Raw genomic sequence first — 20028 nt, forward strand, 5'->3', positions numbered from 1 at the left:
CACCTCTGCTGAGGGAACTGCTCGCTGCTGTGATCGAACGACCGAACCGCGCGTAGGCTCACAGGTGGCGCTCACCCGGCCCGGACGGCGGTGCGTCGGGTACGGCCGACCCCACCCCCTCGGCCCACAGAACTCAACGGAAGCGAGATTTCACCACCGTGACTGCTCTCACTCTCAGCACTTCCGGCGCGGCGACGCTGCGCGCCGACGCCATCGTCGTCGGCGTCGCGAAGGGCGCCAAAGGCCCGGTCGTCGCACCGGGCGCCGAGGCCGTGGACAAGGCGTTCGACGGCAAGCTCGCCTCCGTTCTTGAGCTTCTCGGCGCCTCGGGTGCCGAGGGCGAGGTGACCAAGCTGCCCGCCCCGTCGGGCTTCAAGTCCCCGATCGTGCTGGCGGTCGGGCTCGGTGCGGTGCCGGACAAGGACGACTCGTACGGCGCGGAGTCGCTGCGCCGCGCCGCCGGCGCCGCCGCCCGCGCCCTGACCGGCTCGAAGAAGGCCGGCTTCGCGCTGCCCGCCGAGTCCGTCGAGGACGCCGAGGCCATCGCCGAGGGCGCCCTGCTCGGCGCGTACGCCTTCCTCGCCTACCAGGGCATCGAGAAGGACGGCACGAGCAAGAAGGACCAGAACGGCGCCAAGCTGCCGCTCGGCGAGGTCACCCTGCTCGGCACCAAGCCGCGCGACAAGGGGGTCAAGGCCGCCGCCGAACGTGCCGTGGCCCTGGCCGAGGAGATCAACCGCGCCCGGGACCTGATCAACACCCCGCCGAACGACCTCTACCCCGAGTCCTTCGCCGCCGTGGCCACCGCCGCCGGTAAGGAGCACGGCATCAAGGTCCAGGTGCTCGACGAGAAGGCGCTGCTCAAGGGCGGCTTCGGCGGCATCATCGGCGTCGGCCAGGGCTCCTCGCACGGCCCGCGCCTGGTGAAGCTCACCTACACGCACCCCAAGGCACTGAAGACCCTGGCCTACATCGGCAAGGGCATCACCTACGACTCGGGCGGCATCTCGCTCAAGCCGGCCGGCCACAACGAGACGATGAAGTGCGACATGAGCGGCGCGGCCGCCGTGTTCGCCGCCGTCGTGGCCTCGGCCCGCCTGGGCCTCCAGGTGAACGTCACCGGCTGGCTCGCACTCGCCGAGAACATGCCGTCCGGCAACGCGACGCGCCCCGGCGACGTCCTGCGCATGTACAGCGGCAAGACCGTCGAGGTACTCAACACCGACGCCGAGGGCCGTCTGGTCCTGGGCGACGCGCTGGCCCGCGCCTCCGAGGAGCACCCGGACGCGATCGTCGACGTGGCGACGCTGACCGGCGCGATGGTGGTGGCCCTCGGCAACCGCACCTTCGGCATCATGGGCAACGACGAGTCGTTCCGTACCGCGATCCACGAGATCGCGGAGGAGGTCGGCGAGCAGTCCTGGCCGATGCCGATGCCCGTGGAGCTGCTCAAGGGCATGGACTCCCCGACCGCCGACATGGCGAACATCGGCGAGCGCGCGGGTGGCGGCCTGGTGGCCGGTCTGTTCCTCCAGGAGTTCGTCGGCGAGGACATCGCCTGGGCGCACCTGGACATCGCGGGCCCGGCCTACAACGAGGGCAGCCCCTTCGGCTACACCCCCAAGGGCGGCACCGGCACCTCGGTCCGCACCCTGGTGCGGCTGGCCGAGCGCACCGCTGCGGGCGACCTGGGCTGACTCCCGCCGCCGCACGCGGGCCCCGGCACAGATCCGGGGTCCTGCGTGCGTCTGCGGGAGCACGACGATTTCGCCCTCGACGAAACTGGCGAAAACCGTACGCCCGTACACATGAGTAATTCCGAGAAGAGCGGTCCATGACCGTCTCGGACTCCGGCCCCGCGTCCCGCCTCCCGTCAACAAGTGCGAAGATGGGTTCTCGGCAGGACAGGGCCCCCACCACAGGGCCGAATAAAAAAGCGGCCGAACACCAGCCGCCGCCCGGTCTTCGACGACCGGCGACCGGCGCACATGCATGGAGGACGTGACGTGGCGAACGACGCCGGCACCGTTTTCGACCTAGTGATCCTCGGCGGTGGCAGTGGCGGTTACGCCGCGGCCCTGCGCGGAGCGCAGCTGGGCCTGGACGTCGCACTGATCGAGAAGAACAAGCTCGGCGGCACCTGCCTGCACAACGGCTGCATTCCGACCAAGGCCCTGCTGCACGCGGGCGAGATCGCCGACCAGGCGCGCGAGTCCGAGCAGTTCGGCATCAAGGCCACCTTCGACGGCGTCGACATGGCGGGCGTCCACAAGTACAAGGACGACGTCATCGCCGGCCTGTACAAGGGGCTGCAGGGCCTGTTCGCCTCGCGCAAGGTGACGTACATCGAGGGAGAGGGCAAGCTCTCCTCCCCCACCTCCGTCGACGTGAACGGCCAGCGTGTCCAGGGCCGCCATGTCCTGCTGGCGACCGGCTCCGTGCCGAAGTCGCTGCCGGGCCTGGAGATCGACGGCAACCGCATCATCTCCTCGGACCACGCGCTGACGCTGGACCGGGTCCCGAAGTCCGCGATCGTGCTGGGCGGCGGCGTCATCGGCGTCGAGTTCGCCTCCGCGTGGAAGTCCTTCGGCACCGACGTCACGATCGTCGAGGGCCTGAAGCACCTCGTGCCGGTCGAGGACGAGAACAGCTCGAAGCTGCTTGAGCGCGCGTTCCGCAAGCGCGGCATCGGCTTCTCGCTCGGCGCCTTCTTCGAGAAGGCCGAGTACACCAACGACGGCGTCAAGGTCACCCTCGCCAACGGCAAGGAGTTCGAGGCCGAGCTGCTGCTCGTCGCGATCGGCCGCGGCCCGGTGTCGCAGGGCCTCGGCTACGAGGAGCAGGGCGTCGCGATGGACCGCGGCTATGTACTCGTCGACGAGTACATGCAGACCAACGTGGCCACCATCTCGGCGGTCGGCGACCTCGTCCCCACGCTCCAGCTCGCGCACGTCGGCTTCGCGGAGGGCATGCTGGTCGCAGAACGGCTGGCCGGTCTGAAGACCGTGCCGGTCGACTACGACGGTGTGCCGCGCGTGACGTACTGCCACCCCGAGGTCGCTTCCGTCGGTATCACCGAGGCGAAGGCCAAAGAGGTGTACGGCGCGGACAAGGTCGTCGCTCTGAAGTACAACCTCGCGGGCAACGGCAAGAGCAAGATCCTCAAGACCGCGGGCGAGATCAAGCTCGTCCAGGTCAAGGATGGTGCCGTGGTCGGCGTCCACATGGTCGGTGACCGTATGGGCGAGCAGGTCGGCGAGGCTCAGCTGATCTACAACTGGGAGGCGCTGCCGGCCGAGGTCGCGCAGCTCATCCACGCCCACCCGACGCAGAACGAGGCGATGGGCGAGGCCCACCTGGCGCTGGCCGGTAAGCCTCTGCACTCCCACGACTAGTCATCCCGGGCGCAACCACTTCACGCACTTTCGTAAGGAGCAACTGAAACCATGTCGGTTTCCGTAACCCTTCCGGCGCTCGGCGAGAGCGTCACTGAGGGCACTGTCACCCGTTGGCTGAAGGCCGAGGGCGAGCACGTCGAGGTCGACGAGCCGCTGCTCGAGGTATCGACCGACAAGGTCGACACCGAGATTCCGGCCCCCGTTTCCGGCATCCTCGCGTCCATCAAGGTCGCCGAGGACGAGACGGTGGAGGTCGGCGCGGAGCTGGCCCTCATCGACGACGGCTCGGGCGCGCCCGCTGCCGAGGCCGAGTCCGCCCCGGCTGCCGCCGAGGCCCCCGCCGCCGAGCCCGAGGCTCCGGCCGCCCAGCCCGAGGCCGCTCCGGCGGCAGAGGCGCCGGCCCAGGCCGAAGCTCCGGCCGAGGCCCCGTCCGGCGGCGCCTCGGGTACCGACGTCACGCTGCCCGCACTGGGCGAGTCGGTCACCGAGGGCACCGTCACCCGCTGGCTGAAGGAGGTCGGCGACGAGGTCGCGGAGGACGAGCCGCTGCTTGAGGTCTCGACCGACAAGGTCGACACCGAGATCCCCTCCCCGGTCGCCGGCACCCTGCTGGAGATCCTGGTCGCCGAGGACGAGAGCGCCGAGGTCGGCGCGAAGCTCGCCGTCATCGGTGCCAAGGGCGCGGCCCCGGCCGCCGCCCAGGCTCCGGCCGCCCCGGCCCCGGCTCCCGCGGAGGAGGCTCCGAAGCAGGAAGCCCCCAAGCAGGAGGCCCCGGCTCCGGCCGCCGCCCCCGCTCCGAAGGCCCCCTCGGCTCCGGCTCCGGCTCCGCAGCAGGCTCCGGCCCCTGCCGCACCCGCTCCGGCCCCGGCTCCGGCCGCCGCCCCCGCTCCGAAGGCCCCCTCGGCTCCGGCTCCGGCTCCGCAGCAGGCTCCGGCCCCTGCCGCACCCGCTCCGGCTCGCGCCGCCGCTCCGGCAGCCCCGGCGCCCGCCGCCTCCGGCGGTGACGCCGACGGCGCCTACGTGACCCCCCTGGTCCGCAAGCTCGCCGCCGAGAACAGCGTCGACCTGTCCGCGGTCAAGGGCACCGGCGTCGGTGGCCGTATCCGCAAGCAGGACGTCATCACCGCCGCGGAGGCCGCCGCTGCCGCCCCGGCCCCTGCCGCCGCCGCTCCGGCCGCCTCGAAGGCTCCGGCCCTTGAGGTGTCCCCGCTGCGCGGCCAGACGGTCAAGATGACCCGCATGCGCAAGCTCATCGGCGACAACATGATGAAGGCGCTGCACACGCAGGCCCAGCTGACCACGGTCGTCGAGGTCGACATCACCAAGCTGATGCGCCTGCGCGCCCAGGCCAAAGAGACGTTCGCCGCCCGTGAGGGCGTCAAGCTGTCCCCGATGCCGTTCTTCGTCAAGGCCGCTGCCCAGGCACTGAAGGCCTACCCGGTCGTCAACGCCCGGATCAACGAGGACGAGGGCACGATCACCTACTTCGACACCGAGAACATCGGTATCGCGGTGGACTCCGAGAAGGGCCTGATGACCCCGGTCATCAAGGGTGCGGGCGACCTCAACCTGGCCGGTATCTCCAAGAAGACCGCGGAGCTGGCCGGCAAGGTCCGCGGCAACAAGATCACTCCGGACGAGCTGTCCGGCGCGACCTTCACGATCAGCAACACCGGCTCGCGCGGTGCGCTGTTCGACACGGTCATCGTGCCCCCCAACCAGGTCGCCATCCTGGGCATCGGCGCGACCGTCAAGCGCCCGGTGGTCATCAACCACCCGGACCTCGGCGAGACCATCGCGGTGCGCGACATGACGTACCTGGCACTGTCCTACGACCACCGCCTGGTCGACGGCGCCGACGCGGCCCGCTACCTGACGGCCGTCAAGGCCATCCTGGAAGCCGGCGAGTTCGAGGTCGAGCTCGGCCTGTAGGCCCCAGCAGGACCGTACGCGTGCTGTCGGCGCCCCCGCCCGGAACATCCGGGCGGGGGCGCCGTCGTATTGTCTAGAACCTCCATCCGTCCAGAGCCTCCCCGCCCACCTCCCGCGCCAAGGAGCCTTCATGACCCCGCCCGTCGTCCACTCGCTGCGCGAGCAGATCCGCGAGCACATCGTGGAGGGCATCGTCAGCGGACGCTGGAAGCCGGGGGAGCGGATCGTGGAGCGGCGGATCGCGGTCGAGATGGAGGTCAGCCAGACGCCCGTGCGCGAGGCGCTGCGGGAGCTGGAGACGCTGCGGCTGATCGAGTCGGCCCCCAACAAGGGCGTACGGGTGCGGAACCTGTCGGCGGCCGACCTGGAGGAGAGCTATCCGGTACGGGCGGGTCTTGAGCAGATCGCCGCGGAGCTGGCGGCCGAGCGGCTGGCCGAGGACTGCTCGGCGCTGGAGCCCCATGTGGCGGCGCTGTACGCGGCAGACCGGACGGCCGACGGGACGGCCCAGGTGCGGCACACGGTCGGCTTCCACCGGGAGCTGGTGCGGGCGGCCCACAACGGCGTACTTCTGCACACCTGGGAGGGCCTGGGCATCGAGGTCTTCACCGCACTGGCCATCCGCTGGCTCGGGACCGTGCAGAAGTCGTACGCCGAGGAGCACCAGGACCTGGTCGAGGCCTTCCGCCGACGCGATCCGCAGATCGGCGCTCTGGTGAAGGAGCACGTGCTCGGGTGTGCTCCGCGTGCCTGATTTGAACCGATTCGCGAGGGCACAGCGTGCCCTGTTTCGTGGCACGGAATGCCACTTTTGGGATGCGGAGAAGTTTTTCCCTTCAACCCTTTGATCGATCATCGATCAGCGCTCTACAGTCGACGACGGACTCACCAGTCCACAGCCCTGTCCTGCCAGCCAGGGCCCCCCTTTTTTCTCCACCCCCCTCCTTCACGGAAGGCGGCGTCATGACCGACCCCGTACGCAAGCTTCCGAGCGAGCTCGACCAGCTCCCGGACCGCGACCCCGAGGAGACCGCCGAATGGGCGGACTCCCTCGATGCCGTCACCAAGGCGGCGGGTCCGCACCGTGCCGCGTATCTGATGCGTCGCTCCCTCCAGCACGCCGAGGGCGCGGGAATCGCGCTGCCCAAGCTGCTGGAGACCGACTACGTCAACACCATCCCCACCGGCGCGGAGCCCCAGTTCCCCGGTGACGAGGCGATGGAACAGCGCATCACCGCGTGGAACCGCTGGAACGCGGCCGCCATGGTGACCCGCGGCTCGCGCTTCGGCGTCGGCGGCCACATAGCCACCTTCGCCTCGGCGGCGTGGCTGTACGAGACCGGCTTCCAGCACTTCTTCCGCGGCAAGGAGGGAGGGTCGGGCGACCAGCTCTACATCCAGGGCCACGCCTCCCCCGGCATCTACGCCCGTGCCTTCCTGGACGGCCGTATCAGCGAGCAGCAGCTCGACAACTTCCGGCAGGAGGCGGGCGGCCAGGGCCTCCCCTCCTACCCGCACCCGCGCCGGCTGCCCTGGCTGTGGGAGTTCCCCACCGTCTCCATGGGCCTGGGCCCGCTCTCCGCGATCTACCAGGCGCGGTTCAACCGCTACCTGACCGGCCGCGGCATCAAGGACACCACCGACTCGCACGTCTGGGCGTTCCTGGGCGACGGTGAGATGGACGAGCCCGAGTCGACCGCCGCCCTCGCGCTGGCCGGTCGCGAGCAGCTCGACAACCTGACCTTCGTCATCAACTGCAATCTGCAGCGCCTCGACGGTCCGGTCCGCGCGAACTTCAAGATCGTGCAGGAGCTGGAGGCACAGTTCCGCGCCGCAGGCTGGAACGTCGTCAAGTCCCTGTGGGGCTCCGCCTGGGACGAACTGCTCCAGCTCGACACCACGGGCGCGCTGGTGCGCCGCCTGCGCGAGGTGCCCGACGCGCAGTTCCAGACGTACGCCACGCGTGATGTCGCGTACATCCGCGAGCACTTCTTCGGCGCCGACCCCGCGCTGGTGCGGCTGGCCGGCGTCCTCACCGACGCGAAGATCGCCGAGTGTTTCCACACCTCGCGCGGCGGCCACGAGCCGCGCAAGGTGTACGCCGCCTACCGCGCCGCCGTCGAGTTCAAGGGCGCGCCGACCGTGATCCTCGCGCAGACGGTGAAGGGCTACACGCTCGGCGCCGGCTTCGAGTCGCGCAACGCCAACCACCAGATGAAGAAGCTCTCGGGCAAGGAGTTCCGCACGATGCGGGACCTGCTCGACCTCCCCATCCCGGACGCCAAGCTGGACGAGGACCTGGTGCCTTACGGCCACCCGGGCGCCGACTCCCCCGAGGTCCGTTATCTGCACGAGCGCCGCGCGGCGCTCGGCGGCCCCGCCCCCGCGCGCAAGGTGCACCCGGTGGCGCTGCCCGAGCCCTCCGAGAAGGCGTTCAAGGCGGTACTGAAGGGCTCGGGGACGCAGGAGATGGCCACCACCATGGCCTTCGTGCGGCTGATGAAGGACCTGATGCGGGAGAAGGAAACCGGCAAGCGCTGGGTTCCGATCGTCCCCGACGAGGCCCGCACCTTCGGCCTGGAGTCGCTCTTCCCTTCGGTCGGCATCTACTCGCCGCTCGGCCAGACGTACGACCCGGTCGACCGCGACCAGCTCATGTACTACAAGGAAGCCAAGGACGGTCAGGTCCTCAACGAGGGCATCACCGAGGCCGGTTCCATGGCCGACTTCATCGCCGCGTCGACGTCGTACGCGACGCACGGCGAGCCGATGATCCCGTTCTACATCTTCTACTCGATGTTCGGCTGGCAGCGCACCGCCGACCAGATGTGGCAGCTCGCCGACCAGCTCGGCCGCGGCTTCATCGTCGGCGCGACGGCGGGCCGCACCACGCTCACCGGTGAGGGCCTGCAGCACGCGGACGGTCACTCGCATCTGATCGCCGCGACCAACCCGGCGTCGCTCAACTACGACCCGGCGTTCGCGTACGAGATCGGCATCATCGTCAAGGACGGGCTGCGCCGCATGTACGGCCCGGACCCGGAGAAGAACGAGAACGTCTTCTACTACCTGACGGTCTACAACGAGCCCAAGCGCCAGCCCGCGATGCCCGAGGGCGTCGAGGAGGGCATCGTCAAGGGGCTGTACCGCTTCAACCAGGGCGAGGCGCCGGCCGCGGACTCGCCGCGGATCCAGCTGCTCGCCTCGGGCACGGCGATCCACTGGACCCTGGAGGCCCAGCAGCTGCTGGCCGCCGACTGGGGCGTGGCCTCCGACATCTGGTCGGCCACCTCCTGGAGCGAGCTGCGCCGCGACGCGCTGGCCTGCGACGAGGCGCTGCTCCAGGGCGAGCAGCGCACGCCGTACATCACCCGCGCCCTGGCCGGGGCCCCCGGCCCGGTGCTTGCGGTCAGCGACTGGATGCGGCAGGTCCCGGACCAGATCAGCCAGTGGGTCGAGCAGGACTACACCTCGCTCGGCACGGACGGCTTCGGTCTGTCCGACACCCGCGAGGCGGCGCGCCGGCACTTCGGAGTGGATGCCCAGTCGGTCGTGGTCGCGGCCCTCGCGGCGCTGGCCCGGCGCGGCGAGGTCAAGCCGGAGACGGTCAAGGAAGCGCGGGAGCGGTACGGGCTGTAGTCGGCCCCGCGCTCCTGCGGCAGCCCCTCGTCGCGACGCGGTGGGGGGCTGCCGCGCTTCACGCTCCGGGCCGCGCGCGGGATCGCGCGGCACAATGCCTCCATGCGCGCTGCCCGGCTCATCAAGATGGTGCTCCTCCTCCAGTCCCGGCCCTCCATGACCGGGGCCGAGCTGGCGCACGAGCTGGAGGTGTCCGAGCGGACCGTCACGCGGGACGCGCAGGCCCTGTCGGAGGCAGGTGTCCCGGTGTACGCGGACCGGGGCCGGACCGGCGGGTACCGGCTGATCGGCGGCTACCGGACCCGGCTGACCGGGCTCGGCCGCAGCGAGGCCGAGGCGCTCTTCCTGTCCGGGCTGCCGGGCGCGCTGCGCGAGATGGGGCTGGAGGACGCCGCCTCAGCCGCCAGGCTGAAGGTTTCGGCAGCCCTCCTGCCCTCCCTCCGGGGCGCCCCGGACTCGGCGGCGCAGCGCTTCCATCTGGACGCGCCCGGCTGGTACCAGGAAACCCGGGTGCCCAAGGCGTTGCCCGCCGTCGCCGAGGCGGTCTGGGACGACCGGCTGCTGACCGCCCGCTACGGACGGGCCGACCGGGTGGTGGAGCGGGAGCTGGCGCCGCACGGGCTCGTCCTCAAGGCCGGCGTCTGGTACCTGTGTGCCCGCGCCGAGGGCGACTTCCGGGTCTACCGACTGGACAGATTCACCGCGGTGGCCGTCTCGCAGGACCGGTTCGAACGGGACGAGAGCTTCGATCTGCCGGGCTTCTGGGCGGAGCGGGCCGCCCAGTTCAGCCGGTCGCTGCTGCGTGCGGAGGTCGTCGTCCGCCTCTCCGAGGAGGGCGTGCGCATCCTGCCCCACGTCACGGACCGGGCCGCCGCCGAGGAGGCCCTGGAGGCGGCGGGCCCACCGGACGACCGGGGCCTGACCACGGTCACGCTCCCCGTGGAATCGGCGGACGTGGCGCACTCCCAGCTGCTGGCCCTGGGCCCGGAGGTCGAGGTGCTCGAACCCGCGGAGCTGCGGGCCCGGTTCGCGGACGCGGCGGCCAGGATGCGGGAACTGTACGGCTGAGGGCGGCCCCCGGCCGCACACAGCGGCCGGTCAGCGGTAGTCGCTCGCCGGCGCGTCCTTGCCGCCCATCGCGACCTCCGAGATGTACGCCCAGGCGTCCGGCCTGCTGCCGTCCGCGTCCGTGAACCCGTACACCTTGGCGAGCTCTCCGCTGGAGAGGGACTGGCCGGTCCAGCGGGCCCGCTCAGGGTCGGCCGCGACGGCCGCGACCGCCCGTCCGACGAACACCGGTGATTCGGCGATGGCGAAGTGCGGGTCCTTCGCGATCCCGTCCCGCCAGTTCTCCTCGGTGACGCCGAAGTGATCCAGCATCTGCTCGGAGCGCAGGAACCCCGGGGTGACGGAGACCGCCGTACCGCCGAGGTCCTTGAGGTCCTCACTCAGGTTGTACGCCATCCGGATCGGGCCGTTCTTGGCGAGGTCGTAGTAGAAGTTCTCGCGGAAGTTCCGGTTGGACTCCGCCGTGCCGTCGGTGACCTCGACGACGAGACCACCCCGGTTCCTGATCAGCAGCGGAAGGGCGATGCTGCTGGTGATGATGTGGCTCTTCACGCTGAGTTCCAGCATGCGCAGGCCCTGGTCGAGGTCGGTCTCCCACATCTTCTTGCCGAACACGACCAGGTGCTCACCGCCCCAGAGGTTGTTGACGAGGATGTCGAGGCGCCCGTGGTCGCGCTCGATGCGCGCGACGACCTCCCCGACCTGATCCCGGTCCAGATGGTCCGCGGGCAAGGCGATGCCGAAGCCGCCCGCCGCCGTGACGAGCTCGGCGGTCTCCTCGATGGTCTCCGTCGACCTGCCGACCTCGCTGAGCCGCTCGCGGGTGGTGCGCCCGGTCGCGTACACCGTCGCGCCCGCCGCCCCGAGCTGCACCGCGATCTGCCGCCCCGCTCCCCGGGTGGCCCCCGCGACCAGTGCGATCCGGCCCGCCAGTGGTGCGTTCTGCTCGCTCATGTCTGCTCCTCCGTGTGAATACGCCGTGTGCTTGGGCGTCGATACGCGCGCCGCTGCTGTGCTTGCGCATCGACACTGCCACCGAAAGCAGACACCTTCTGTCGGGTATTCGCGTTCAGCGCCCGCCCCGCCGCGGAGCGGTCGACGGGCCCGGCGGCCACGACGGGGGCGCGCGCGTCCTCGCGCTCGTCCCCGGCTCCGGCCAGCGCGGGCAGCGTCACGGCGGCCAGCGCGACCACCGCGGCGGCGGCGACGGCGACGGCCGCGCGGCCCCGCTGCCGCCTGCGCAGCAGATCCGTGGGGCGGGTGTGCACGAAGCAGGGGTCGAACTCGCCGGAGAGCAGCAGCGCCCCGGAGCCCCCGCCCGGCTCCTCCCCGGCCGTGCGGGCCAGCCGCTCCGCGGTGCGCGGGCTGAGGCCCGCCTCCACCACGCCCGCTTCGGTGAGCAGGGTGCGGGTCTGCGACTCGGAGAGCCCTTCGAGCCGGCGCAGGGCGAGCGCGGCCCTGGTCGGCGCGTCAGCCCCGGACAGCACCTGCTCCAGCGCCAGCTCGTCGGCGCCAACCCGCCGCCGGGAAGAGCCGCAGCCCCCAGACGGCGGGCAGGACGTGGCGCAGCGGCGTGGGCGCCGGGAGGCGGGCGGGCCACCAGCCGGGGCGCCGCGCGCGGGCCAGCGCGTGGTGCAGCACCCGGGCGCGGACCAGGGCGTACCCGGGGCTGGTGGCCGGGGCTCCGCGCTGGGCCGGGACTCTGGGCGCCGTGGGCGGTTCGGTACGGGCCCTGGGCAGGGCGCGCTGCACGGTGGCGTGGGCGGCGAGCACCCGCCGGTGGCGGCCCAGAGCGGGCGGCAAGGTGATAAAGGCGAGCCGGACAAGTCGCGGATAGTGCTCGACGAGTGCGGCTTCGGCCTGCTCCACGCTCAGCGGTGCCCCCATGGCTCCGGTGAGCTCCGACGGCTCCGGCTGGTCTGCGATTCGCATGACGAGGGCAACCCCTTACGACCTCACCCACGATTGGCAGCGGCGTCGCGGCGCCTGGGACCTCCGCCTCCCACTGTCAATCGCGGGTGAGGTCGTTAGAGGGTGAGTAATCGTGCTTCGCTTGCCCTTCAAACGAGTGAATCATGGGACGGTCACACCGGATGCGCCCCCGATTGGCTCACCGCACCATGCGGACAGGCGCTCGAACGTGAGTAACAAGACATCCGTATACGGTGCGCTCCGCGTGCGCCTGCCCGTCTAAACCCCGATGCTTGACCCGTGATGGACGAGACGGACTTCTGGGAGATCATCGACCGCACCCGCGTGGCCGCCGAGGGCGACCCCGAGGATCATGCCGACCTGCTTGTCGAGCGCCTGCTCCAGCGCGACCCCGATTCCGTGCTCGACTTCGCCAGACATTTCGAGGTGCGCTACAACCGCGCGTACCGCTGGGATCTGTGGGGCGCGGCGGCCGTGCTCCTCGGCGGCGCGAGCGACGACGCCTTCGACTACTTCCGCTGCTGGCTGATCGGCCAGGGCCGGGAGGTCTTCGAGGGCTCGCTGCACGACCCGGACAACCTGGCCGAGCTGCTCGACGAGTTCGACGACGAGATCGACGGCGACGGCGAGGAGCTGGGGTTCGCGGCGGACGAGGCGTACGAGCAGCTCACCGGCGCGGTCGCGCCCGACCTGGGTGTCCCGGCGCAGGCGCCCGAACCGGAGGGCTCGCCCTTCGACTTCGAGAACAACGACGTACTGGCCGACCGCTACCCGCGGCTCTGGGAGCGGTTCGGCGCGTAACGACCTCCCCTGCGGTAGAGAGTGGATCGGTGAGCGGCGTCCGGTGGCTGCGATTGCGGGGCGGAGGAGGGAATCGACGCGGAGCGTCGTTGACCGACGACAACGCCGCGAGCGGAGTCGCGGGACGCCGGGAGCCCGCTCCGTATCGCGGGGGAGGTCGTCACACTCCACCTGCCGCAGCCGCCCGCCCGCCTTCATCGGTGGCGGGCGGCTGCTGTCTGCGCGCGGTCGTGGGCGCCGGGCGCCAGGGCCAGCAGGGCGACGTCGTCGTGCACGTCGTCCGCGCGGCCCAGGAAGCGCACCAGGTCCTTGCGTACGGCCTCGGTGAGGCCAAGCAGATCGTCGGCGGGCACCGACTCGGCCAGGGCGGCCAGCCGCCGCTCCAGCGGGTAGAAGGTTCCCGCCGCGTCCCGCGCCTCCGTCACGCCGTCCGTATGGACCAGGATCCGGTCCCCCGGCTCCAGCGGCACCGAGACCACCTTGGGCGGCGCCGCTCCCGCCAGGCCCATGCCCAGCGGCGGCGAAGGGTCGACGGGCAGCTCGCGTGCGGCCCCGCCCCGCAGCAGCAACGGCGCCGGGTGGCCGCAGCAGATGATCCGTACGACGGCTTCGTCGGCAGGGAACTCCAGCGCGAGCACGGTCGCGAAGAGCTCCGCGTGCTCCTCCGGGCCCGCGTCGACGACCAGCCGCCGGTCGAGCCGCGCCGCGATCCCCGCCAGGTCCGCCTCGTCCAGCACGGCTTCCCGGAAGGCGCCGAGGAGCGCGGCGACCGTGGACACCGCCGCCATCCCGTGCCCCTGCACGTCGGCCACCACGGCCCGTACGCCCTGCGGCCCTTCGCGTACGTCGTACAGGTCCCCGCCCACCAGCGCCCCGCGCTGCGCGGACCGGTACAGCCCGGCGCAGCGCACCCGCCCCACCGCGGCAGGCAGCGGCGGGAGCACCGCGAGCTGGGCGGCCTCTGCGACGGTGCGGACCGTCACCAGCTGCTCGTCGCGTCGGGTGCGCACCCACGCGATGACCACGCTGAGCAGGGTCACCATGAGCACGGCGAGCAGGTCGCCGGCCTCGACATACCAGACATGACGGCTGTACGGCAGGGACAGCACCAACAGGGTGAGGACGCCCAGCACCGTGACGCTGACCGGGCCGTACGCGAGGGCCGCGACCGGCGGCAGGGCCACGAGGAAGAAGCCCAGCTGCACGCTCTCGGGGGTGGCCAGCTGAGCCAGACAGAGCAGCACCAGGATCGCTACGGGCAGCAGCTTGAACCAGCGCGGCTGCGGCGCGCCGGTCAGCCACTTGGGGGCCTCGTCCGCGCCCCTGGCCCGTGTCGAGCTCATCGGGCGGCGCGCCCCGGCGGGGGTCCGGCGGCCCGCTGAGGCGTTGCGGAGCCCGGCACAGCCCCTGGGCCCAGGGTGCGGGGGGCTGCTGCGGGCGGCGGCGTCAGGTGATCGGTCATGGCTCGCCCACTATCGCTCAGGGAGCGAGCGTCCGCCCCATGAGCACATCGTCGACGTACTTCCCTTCCAGCAGGAACTCGCCCGGCAGCACACCCTCGACTTTGAAGCCCTCCGACGCGTACAGCGCGCGGGCGGGCTCGTTGTGCCCGAGTACCCGCAGCGTGATGCGCACCGCGCCCAGCCGCCGCGCCTCGTCCATCGCCGCCCGCAGCAGCGCACGCGCGACGCCGTGTCCCCGGGCCCACCGCGCCACGGCGAGGCCCTGGATGAGCCGCACGTGCGCGTTGGCGGCAAGGGAGCTGGGCGCAAGGAGCCGGAGGAAGCCGGCGATCCGGCCGTCCACCTCCGCCACCAGGATTTCTTCCGGCGGGTGCTTGGCGTCGAAGAAGGGGGGATACGGCGGCTCGGCCCTCGGCAGTACCGCGTGCAGCGTCGACCAGGTGTCGCGGTCGAGCTCGGAGAGGTCCTTGCCGTCCGCCCGGTCGGCGGGCCGTATGAGGGGCTTCGCGGCGTGGGAAGTACTCGGAATCATCGGCTCGGACATGCCCGCCACTGTGCCACGGGCGCCCAACGGGCCCGGATGGGGGGCAGGATGGGCCCATGCGGATCGCGGTTACCGGCTCGACCGGTCTCATCGGAACGGCGCTCGTGCGCTCCCTGCTCGCCGACGGGCACGAGGTGGTGCGCCTGGTGCGGCGCCCCTCGCGCACGAAGGGCGAGGTGACGTGGGACCCGAAGCGGCAGTACGTCGACGTCGACGGCCTCGCCGGGTGCGGGGCGGTGGTCCATCTCGCCGGGGCGGGCGTCGGCGACCACCGGTGGACCGAGGCGTACAAGAAGGAGATCCGTGACAGCCGGGTGCTGGGCACGGCCGCCATCGCCGAGGCCGTCGCCTCGCTCGACGTGAAGCCCTCGGTGCTCGTGAGCGGTTCCGCCATCGGTTTCTACGGGGACACCGGGGACCGCGCGGTGGACGAGGAAGCGCCCCCGGGCGAGGGTTTCCTGCCGTCCGTCTGTGTGGAGTGGGAGGAGGCCGCGGCGCCGGCCGAGGAGGCCGGCGTACGGACCGTGTTCGCCCGCACCGGTCTGGTGGTCTCGCGGGACGGAGGGGCCTGGGGGAAGCTCTTCCCCCTTTTCAAGGCGGGCCTCGGCGGCCGGATGGGATCGGGCCGCCAGTACTGGAGCTACATCGCCCTGCACGATCATGTGGCCGCGCTGCGCCACATGATCGACACCGAGTCGCTCTCGGGCCCGGTGAACCTCACCGCGCCCCAGCCGGTCACCAACCGGGAGGTGACCGAGGCGATGGGGCGGGTGCTGAAGCGGCCGACGCTCTTCACCGTGCCCGCGCCCGCGCTGCGGATCGCGCTGGGCGACTTCGCCGGGGACGTGCTGGGCAGTCAGCGGGTCGTGCCGCGGCGGCTGCTGGAGTCGGGCTTCTCGTTCGCGTTCCCGGGGATCGACGAAGCGGTGCGGTCGGCTCTCCACTGACAGCCCTCCACTGACCCCTGCTGACCGAATTTTATCAATTTCCGTTCGTTGCACGGCCGTTGCGCACCGGTTGCGCTCCGTTCGTGCCCCTCTTGTGCTCCGATGCCCGGTCGGTGCGCGACTGTGCGCGGCGCTGTCCGCTCCTACGCTGCAATCCGGATTCCGGTATTCCGTGGCGAACGGGGGCATGAGAACCCCGTCCACCACGTCGGCCTCGGGGAGGGGCACGTGCCCAGCAGCGCTCACCATGCGGACGTTGTCATCGTGGGAGCCGGCGTCGCCGGACTCTCTGCCGCGCACCAGCTGACCAGCGCGGGTGTAACAGTCAGCGTCCTAGAGGCAGCCCCTTACCCGGGCGGGCGAATGTCCACCGAAGAGGTGGACGGATTCCGGCTCGACCGGATCGGCCAAGTCCTCAGCACCGCCTACCCGGAACTGCAGCGCACGCCGGGGCTGGAGGGGCTCACCCTGCGCCCGTTCACCCCCGGCGTCCTGGTGCACAGCGAAGGTCGCCGCTACCGGGCCGGAGTGGCCGGGAGCGCACGGGGCGCACTCTCCGCCGCGCGCACCAGGAAAAGCGCCCCTCGGCCGCCGTTCGGCGGCGCGCTCGACCAGGCGCGCCTGGGCGCGGCGCTCGCACGGTTCGCGGCCACGCCGGCGCACCGGCTGGCGGCCCGCCCCGAACTGACCGCGCTCGAAGCCTTGTCCGGCCGGGGGCTGCCGCCTCGTACGGTCGACGGCTTTCTGCGCCCGCTGCTCTCCGCACTGCTCTGCGACCCGGAGCTGACCACCTCCAGCCGGTACGCCGACCTCGCGCTGCGCGGCTTCGCGCGCGGCAGGCTCTGCGTGCCCGAGGGGGGCGCGTCGGCGCTGCCGGAGCTGCTGGCCGCCGCCCTGCCGCCGGGCACGGTCCGTACCGGCATCCGCGTCACCGCCGCGTCCACCACGTCCGTGACCACCGAGGAGAACGGCGAACTCTCCTGCCGCTCCCTGCTGCTGGCCACCGGCGCCCGCGCCGCCGCCGGGCTGCTGCCCGGGCTGCGGGTGCCGTCCTTCCATCCGGTGACGGTCCTGCACCACGCGGCCCCCGTGTCCCCGCTGAAGGAGGCCGCGCTGCTGCTCGACGCCGACCGGAGCGGCCCCGTCTCGCACACCGCCGTGCTCAGCGAGGTCGACCCCACCCGCGCCCCAGGAGGCAGGGCGCTGATCTCCTCGACGGTGCTCGCCGCTCCCCCGCCGGACGCCGACCGCGTCGTACGGGCCCACCTGGCCAGGCTGTACGGCGCCCCGACGGACGACTGGGAGCTCCTCGCCGTCCACCACGACCGCGATGCGGTCCCCGCCATGCCGGCCCCGCACGACCTGCGCCGCCCCGTACGGCTGCTGTCGGGCCTGTACGTGTGCGGCGACCACCGCGACACGAGCACGGTCCAGGGCGCCCTCTACTCGGGCCGACGGGCCGCGCACGCGATCCTGCACGACTTCGGCATCCGGCCGGGATACGCGACGGAGCCGCTGCGCGACGCCGCCTGAAGTCGCCGGGGCGCACACCGCGGAGCCCTCGAACCAGGCCTGGTAGCAGGTCGACCTCTGGCGTCGTCGAGGCCCGGGTAAGAGGCGCACGGGCCCCGTAGCGCGCCCGCCGGACGGGCCCGAACGCATCGAGCCCGTCCGGCGGACGGCCCCCGCGGCCCACCGCTGTCACCCCAGCGCCGCGACCCGCTCCCGGTAGTTCCGTGCCGCCGCGGACTCCCGGTACGGCTCCAGCCGCTTCTCGAAGTCCCGTACGTACTCCAGCGCCCGCGCCGACCGCATCTCGCCCGCCTGCTGCGCCGACTCGGCGCCCAACGCGCACGCCTGGTCCAGCTCCCCGAGCCCGAGCCGTGCCGTGGCCAGCACCACCCGGCAGAAGAGCCGGCTGCGCGCAAACCCGGGCGCCCTCAGCTGCAAGGACCGCTCGGCGTGCTGCGCCGCCGCCCGGTACTGCTGGAGGTCCCGGTGGCAGTGCCCGAACTCGTCCGCCAGCTGCGCCTCGTCGAAGAAGCGCGCCCAGTGCGGCACCTCGTCGCCGGGCCGCGCCGTCTCCATCGCCCGCTCCGCCCGCACCAGCGACGCCGTGCACGCCCGTACCTCGCCGAGCACACCGTGCCCGCGCGCCTCGACGGAGTGCAGCATCGCCTGGACCACGGCCGGCGCCGAACTGCCGACCCCCTGCTGGGCGACCCGGGCCAGCTGCACCGCCTCCCGGCCGTGCCCCAGATAGACCGCCTGCCTGCTCATGGTGACCAGCACGTACGACCCGTAGGACCGGTCACCGGCCGCCTGTGCCAGGCGCAGCGCCTGCACGAAGTACCGCTGGGCGAGGCCGTGCGCCGCGATGTCGTACGATGTCCAGCCCGCGAGCCGGGTCAGATCGGCGGCGGCGGCGAACAGCCGCCGCCCCGTCGCCTCCCCGTACGTACCGCGCAGCATCGGCTCCGCCTCGTGCTCCAGATAACGCACCAGGGCCTGCCGGGCGTGCCCGCCGCCGTAGGCGTGGTCGAGCGTGCGGAACAGCTCGCCGACCGAGCGCAGCGCCGCGATGTCGCCCGAGGTGACACGCTGCCCGGGACCACGGTCGGTCTGCCGCTGCCGGGGCACCGCGGGGCGGCCCTGCACGGGCACCCGCACACCGTTCGACGGCTCTCCGCGCCCCACCCGGTCGTCGGGCCTGCCGATCAGCCAGTCCCGGCTCGGAACCACCAGGCCGGCCGGGGTGAACGCGATCTTTCTCAACTCGGCATGGCTGCCGGAGTCCTTGCGCCAGAGCCCGCTGACGATGTCGATCGCCTCGTCCGGGGTGGCCGCGAACTCCAGCCCCGCGTACACGGGCGCACACGCGTCGAGCCCCAGGTCCTGGGCGGTCAGCCGTCTGCCGAGCCGCCGGGTGAACACCTCGGCGATCAGGGCGGGCGTGGTGCCGCGCGGCTGCTGGCCGCGCAGCCAGCGGGTCACCGATGTCTTGTCGTACCGAAGATCCAGACCGTGCTCCAGGCCGAGCTGATCCACCCGTCGGGCAAGGCCTGCATTGGAGAATCCAGCTTCTGCGACGAGCGTGGCGAGCTGGCGGTTGGGGGTGCGCTGCGGAGGTCGTTCCGTCATCAGCTGTGCGGTCTCCTGCCTTCTGGGCTCCTGGAGCAGCCCTCATGGAACGGCGCGAATTTAGCGGCCCTGGGCGCCCGCACTGCCGCCTTCGCCCCGCATTCATCCGATCGTGTGAGGACTTCTGGAGACGCTGACGAAAACCACCTGCCGGGGGGTCACGCTCCGCGCGGTCGTACAGTGGCGGAGGGCGCGCAAACGTGCACGGTGAAGGTTCTAGGGAGGCGTTGCCGTGAGTGAGCTGCGGTTTGTCCGACTTGGGTTCGGCGAGGAAGCCGTCGAATACCAGGAGGCCTGGCAGAAGCAGCGTGAGGTGCATGCGGCGCGGTTCGCGGACGAGGTCCCGGACACCTGCCTGCTCCTTGAGCACCCGCCCGTCTATACGGCGGGACGGCGCACCGCCGACAGCGAGCGCCCGCTGGACGGCACGCCCGTGGTGGACGTGGACCGCGGCGGAAAGATCACCTGGCACGGCCCCGGCCAGCTCGTCGGCTACCCGATCATGAAGCTGCCGCGCCCGGTGGACGTCGTGGCGCATGTGCGCCGCCTGGAGGACGCCTTGATCCGCACCTGTGCGGAGTTCGGCGTACAGACCTCCCGGGTCGAGGGCCGCAGCGGTGTCTGGGTGCTCGGCGACCCGGTGGAGGAGCGTCCGTCCTTCGGTGGCCTCTCCCTGGACTTCGGCCCGCGGCTCCAGGACGAGGAGTTCGACCCACGGATGAACGGGCCGGAGTACGCCCCGTCCAACGCGGGCCAGCGCCGCGAGGACCGCAAGCTCGCCGCCATCGGCATCCGCGTCGCCAAGGGCGTGACGATGCACGGCTTCGCGCTGAATGTGAACCCGGACAACACCTGGTTCGACAGGATCGTGCCGTGCGGCATCCGCGACGCCGGGGTCGCCTCGCTGGCGAGCGAGACGGACACCCCCGTCACCATTGACGACGTCCTGCCGGTCGTCGAGAAACACCTGCGCGACGTCCTGGAGCAGGCGGAGCTCGCGCCCCGCGTCGTGGAACGGGTCGCGGAAGCGCCGGAAGCCACCGAAGCCCCCGAAGCCTCGAAGGCCGGAGAAAAGGCATCCGCCTAGGGAAACCGGGGAATGCGCCCCTCCGGCCACGGGTTGCCCAGTCGTAAAGCCATACAAATATCGGGCGTACCCTGGT

General features: G+C 71.8%; 16 protein-coding genes. 10 read left to right on the top strand and 6 right to left on the bottom strand.

The features are described from left to right. Positions 1-158: 158 nt before the first annotated feature. From QMK30_RS07010 to QMK30_RS07035, 6 genes are all read left to right on the top strand, one after another. Positions 159-1697, top strand: coding sequence for a leucyl aminopeptidase (locus QMK30_RS07010; RefSeq protein WP_283516292.1), 1539 nt, complete (start codon positions 159-161; stop codon positions 1695-1697). A 309-nt stretch (positions 1698-2006) separates the two neighbouring features. Then, positions 2007-3395, top strand: a complete 1389-nt coding sequence (gene lpdA, locus QMK30_RS07015) for a dihydrolipoyl dehydrogenase (RefSeq protein ID WP_283516293.1) — start codon at positions 2007-2009, stop codon at positions 3393-3395. A gap of 51 nt (positions 3396-3446) precedes the next feature. Next, positions 3447-5330 carry a 2-oxoglutarate dehydrogenase, E2 component, dihydrolipoamide succinyltransferase gene (sucB, locus tag QMK30_RS07020; RefSeq protein WP_283516294.1) on the top strand — a complete coding sequence of 628 codons (1884 nt, stop codon included), beginning with the start codon at positions 3447-3449 and terminating at the stop codon, positions 5328-5330. 130 nt (positions 5331-5460) lie between these two features. After that, positions 5461-6084: a GntR family transcriptional regulator gene (locus QMK30_RS07025; RefSeq protein ID WP_283516295.1), complete on the top strand. Its 624-nt coding sequence runs from the start codon at positions 5461-5463 to the stop codon at positions 6082-6084. Positions 6085-6293: 209 nt separating this feature from the next. Beyond that, on the top strand, positions 6294-8969 hold the full coding sequence (gene aceE / locus QMK30_RS07030; protein WP_283516296.1) for a pyruvate dehydrogenase (acetyl-transferring), homodimeric type: 2676 nt from the start codon (positions 6294-6296) through the stop codon (positions 8967-8969). A 102-nt stretch (positions 8970-9071) separates the two neighbouring features. Further along, complete coding sequence (locus tag QMK30_RS07035; protein ID WP_283516297.1) at positions 9072-10037, top strand: helix-turn-helix transcriptional regulator; 966 nt, start codon at positions 9072-9074, stop codon at positions 10035-10037. A 30-nt stretch (positions 10038-10067) separates the two neighbouring features. Here the strand turns inward: QMK30_RS07035 and QMK30_RS07040 are convergent, their stop codons facing one another. The 3 genes from QMK30_RS07040 to QMK30_RS38435 are packed head-to-tail and all read right to left on the bottom strand — an operon-like array spanning position 10068 to position 11969. Continuing rightward, on the bottom strand, positions 10068-10991 hold the full coding sequence (locus QMK30_RS07040) for an SDR family oxidoreductase (protein ID WP_283516298.1): 924 nt from the start codon (positions 10989-10991) through the stop codon (positions 10068-10070). After that, a complete protein-coding gene (locus QMK30_RS38430; protein ID WP_349362046.1) occupies positions 10988-11524 on the bottom strand; it encodes a hypothetical protein in 537 nt (178 codons plus the stop codon). The genes QMK30_RS07040 and QMK30_RS38430 overlap by 4 nt, the downstream gene beginning before the upstream one ends. Continuing rightward, positions 11508-11969 (bottom strand): hypothetical protein, encoded by a 462-nt coding sequence (locus QMK30_RS38435; RefSeq protein ID WP_349362047.1) that lies wholly within the window; start codon positions 11967-11969, stop codon positions 11508-11510. Before QMK30_RS38435 ends, QMK30_RS38430 begins: the two co-directional genes overlap by 17 nt. 282 nt (positions 11970-12251) lie before the next feature. Between QMK30_RS38435 and QMK30_RS07050 the strand changes: the two genes are divergently transcribed. Beyond that, complete coding sequence (locus tag QMK30_RS07050) at positions 12252-12770, top strand: DUF4240 domain-containing protein (RefSeq protein WP_283516355.1); 519 nt, start codon at positions 12252-12254, stop codon at positions 12768-12770. A gap of 194 nt (positions 12771-12964) precedes the next feature. Here QMK30_RS07050 and QMK30_RS07055 read toward each other — a convergent pair whose 3' ends face one another. Together QMK30_RS07055 and QMK30_RS07060 are read right to left on the bottom strand one after the other, a co-directional pair. Further along, entirely contained in the window at positions 12965-14113 is a 1149-nt protein-coding gene (locus tag QMK30_RS07055) for a PP2C family protein-serine/threonine phosphatase (protein WP_283516299.1), read from the bottom strand. Positions 14114-14249: 136 nt separating this feature from the next. Further along, positions 14250-14777, bottom strand: coding sequence for a GNAT family N-acetyltransferase (locus QMK30_RS07060; protein WP_283516300.1), 528 nt, complete (start codon positions 14775-14777; stop codon positions 14250-14252). Between the two features lie 56 nt (positions 14778-14833). Between QMK30_RS07060 and QMK30_RS07065 the strand changes: the two genes are divergently transcribed. Both QMK30_RS07065 and QMK30_RS07070 read left to right on the top strand, forming a co-directional pair. Continuing rightward, positions 14834-15724 (top strand): TIGR01777 family oxidoreductase, encoded by an 891-nt coding sequence (locus QMK30_RS07065; RefSeq protein ID WP_283516301.1) that lies wholly within the window; start codon positions 14834-14836, stop codon positions 15722-15724. A gap of 228 nt (positions 15725-15952) precedes the next feature. Continuing rightward, the gene (locus QMK30_RS07070; protein ID WP_283516302.1) at positions 15953-17257 is read left to right on the top strand and encodes an NAD(P)/FAD-dependent oxidoreductase; all 1305 of its coding nucleotides are present in this window, start codon (positions 15953-15955) and stop codon (positions 17255-17257) included. Positions 17258-17425: 168 nt separating this feature from the next. On the opposite strand, the gene QMK30_RS07075 is transcribed toward QMK30_RS07070, so the two are convergent. After that, positions 17426-18865 carry an NsdA family TPR-like regulatory protein gene (locus QMK30_RS07075; RefSeq protein ID WP_283516303.1) on the bottom strand — a complete coding sequence of 480 codons (1440 nt, stop codon included), beginning with the start codon at positions 18863-18865 and terminating at the stop codon, positions 17426-17428. Between the two features lie 232 nt (positions 18866-19097). On the opposite strand from QMK30_RS07075, the gene lipB reads away from it, so the two are divergent. Beyond that, on the top strand, positions 19098-19952 hold the full coding sequence (lipB, locus tag QMK30_RS07080) for a lipoyl(octanoyl) transferase LipB (RefSeq protein ID WP_283516304.1): 855 nt from the start codon (positions 19098-19100) through the stop codon (positions 19950-19952). The last annotated feature ends 76 nt before the right edge of the window (positions 19953-20028 follow it).

It is taken from the genome of Streptomyces sp. H27-C3 (assembly GCF_030063415.1).
Lineage (GTDB): Bacteria > Actinomycetota > Actinomycetes > Streptomycetales > Streptomycetaceae > Streptomyces.

Bases quoted from the DNA above. Each gene is read 5' to 3' on its own strand.
- QMK30_RS38435 (WP_349362047.1), bottom strand. From the start codon at position 11,969: ATGCGAATCGCAGACCAGCCGGAGCCGTCGGAGCTCACCGGAGCCATG.
- QMK30_RS07025 (WP_283516295.1), top strand. From the start codon at position 5,461: ATGACCCCGCCCGTCGTCCACTCGCTGCGCGAGCAGATCCGCGAGCAC.
- QMK30_RS07065 (WP_283516301.1), top strand. From the start codon at position 14,834: ATGCGGATCGCGGTTACCGGCTCGACCGGTCTCATCGGAACGGCGCTC.
- QMK30_RS07050 (WP_283516355.1), top strand. From the start codon at position 12,252: ATGGACGAGACGGACTTCTGGGAGATCATCGACCGCACCCGCGTGGCC.
- QMK30_RS07075 (WP_283516303.1), bottom strand. From the start codon at position 18,865: ATGACGGAACGACCTCCGCAGCGCACCCCCAACCGCCAGCTCGCCACG.
- QMK30_RS07040 (WP_283516298.1), bottom strand. From the start codon at position 10,991: ATGAGCGAGCAGAACGCACCACTGGCGGGCCGGATCGCACTGGTCGCG.
- sucB (WP_283516294.1), top strand. From the start codon at position 3,447: ATGTCGGTTTCCGTAACCCTTCCGGCGCTCGGCGAGAGCGTCACTGAG.
- QMK30_RS07060 (WP_283516300.1), bottom strand. From the start codon at position 14,777: ATGTCCGAGCCGATGATTCCGAGTACTTCCCACGCCGCGAAGCCCCTC.
- aceE (WP_283516296.1), top strand. From the start codon at position 6,294: ATGACCGACCCCGTACGCAAGCTTCCGAGCGAGCTCGACCAGCTCCCG.
- QMK30_RS07035 (WP_283516297.1), top strand. From the start codon at position 9,072: ATGCGCGCTGCCCGGCTCATCAAGATGGTGCTCCTCCTCCAGTCCCGG.
- QMK30_RS07055 (WP_283516299.1), bottom strand. From the start codon at position 14,113: ATGAGCTCGACACGGGCCAGGGGCGCGGACGAGGCCCCCAAGTGGCTG.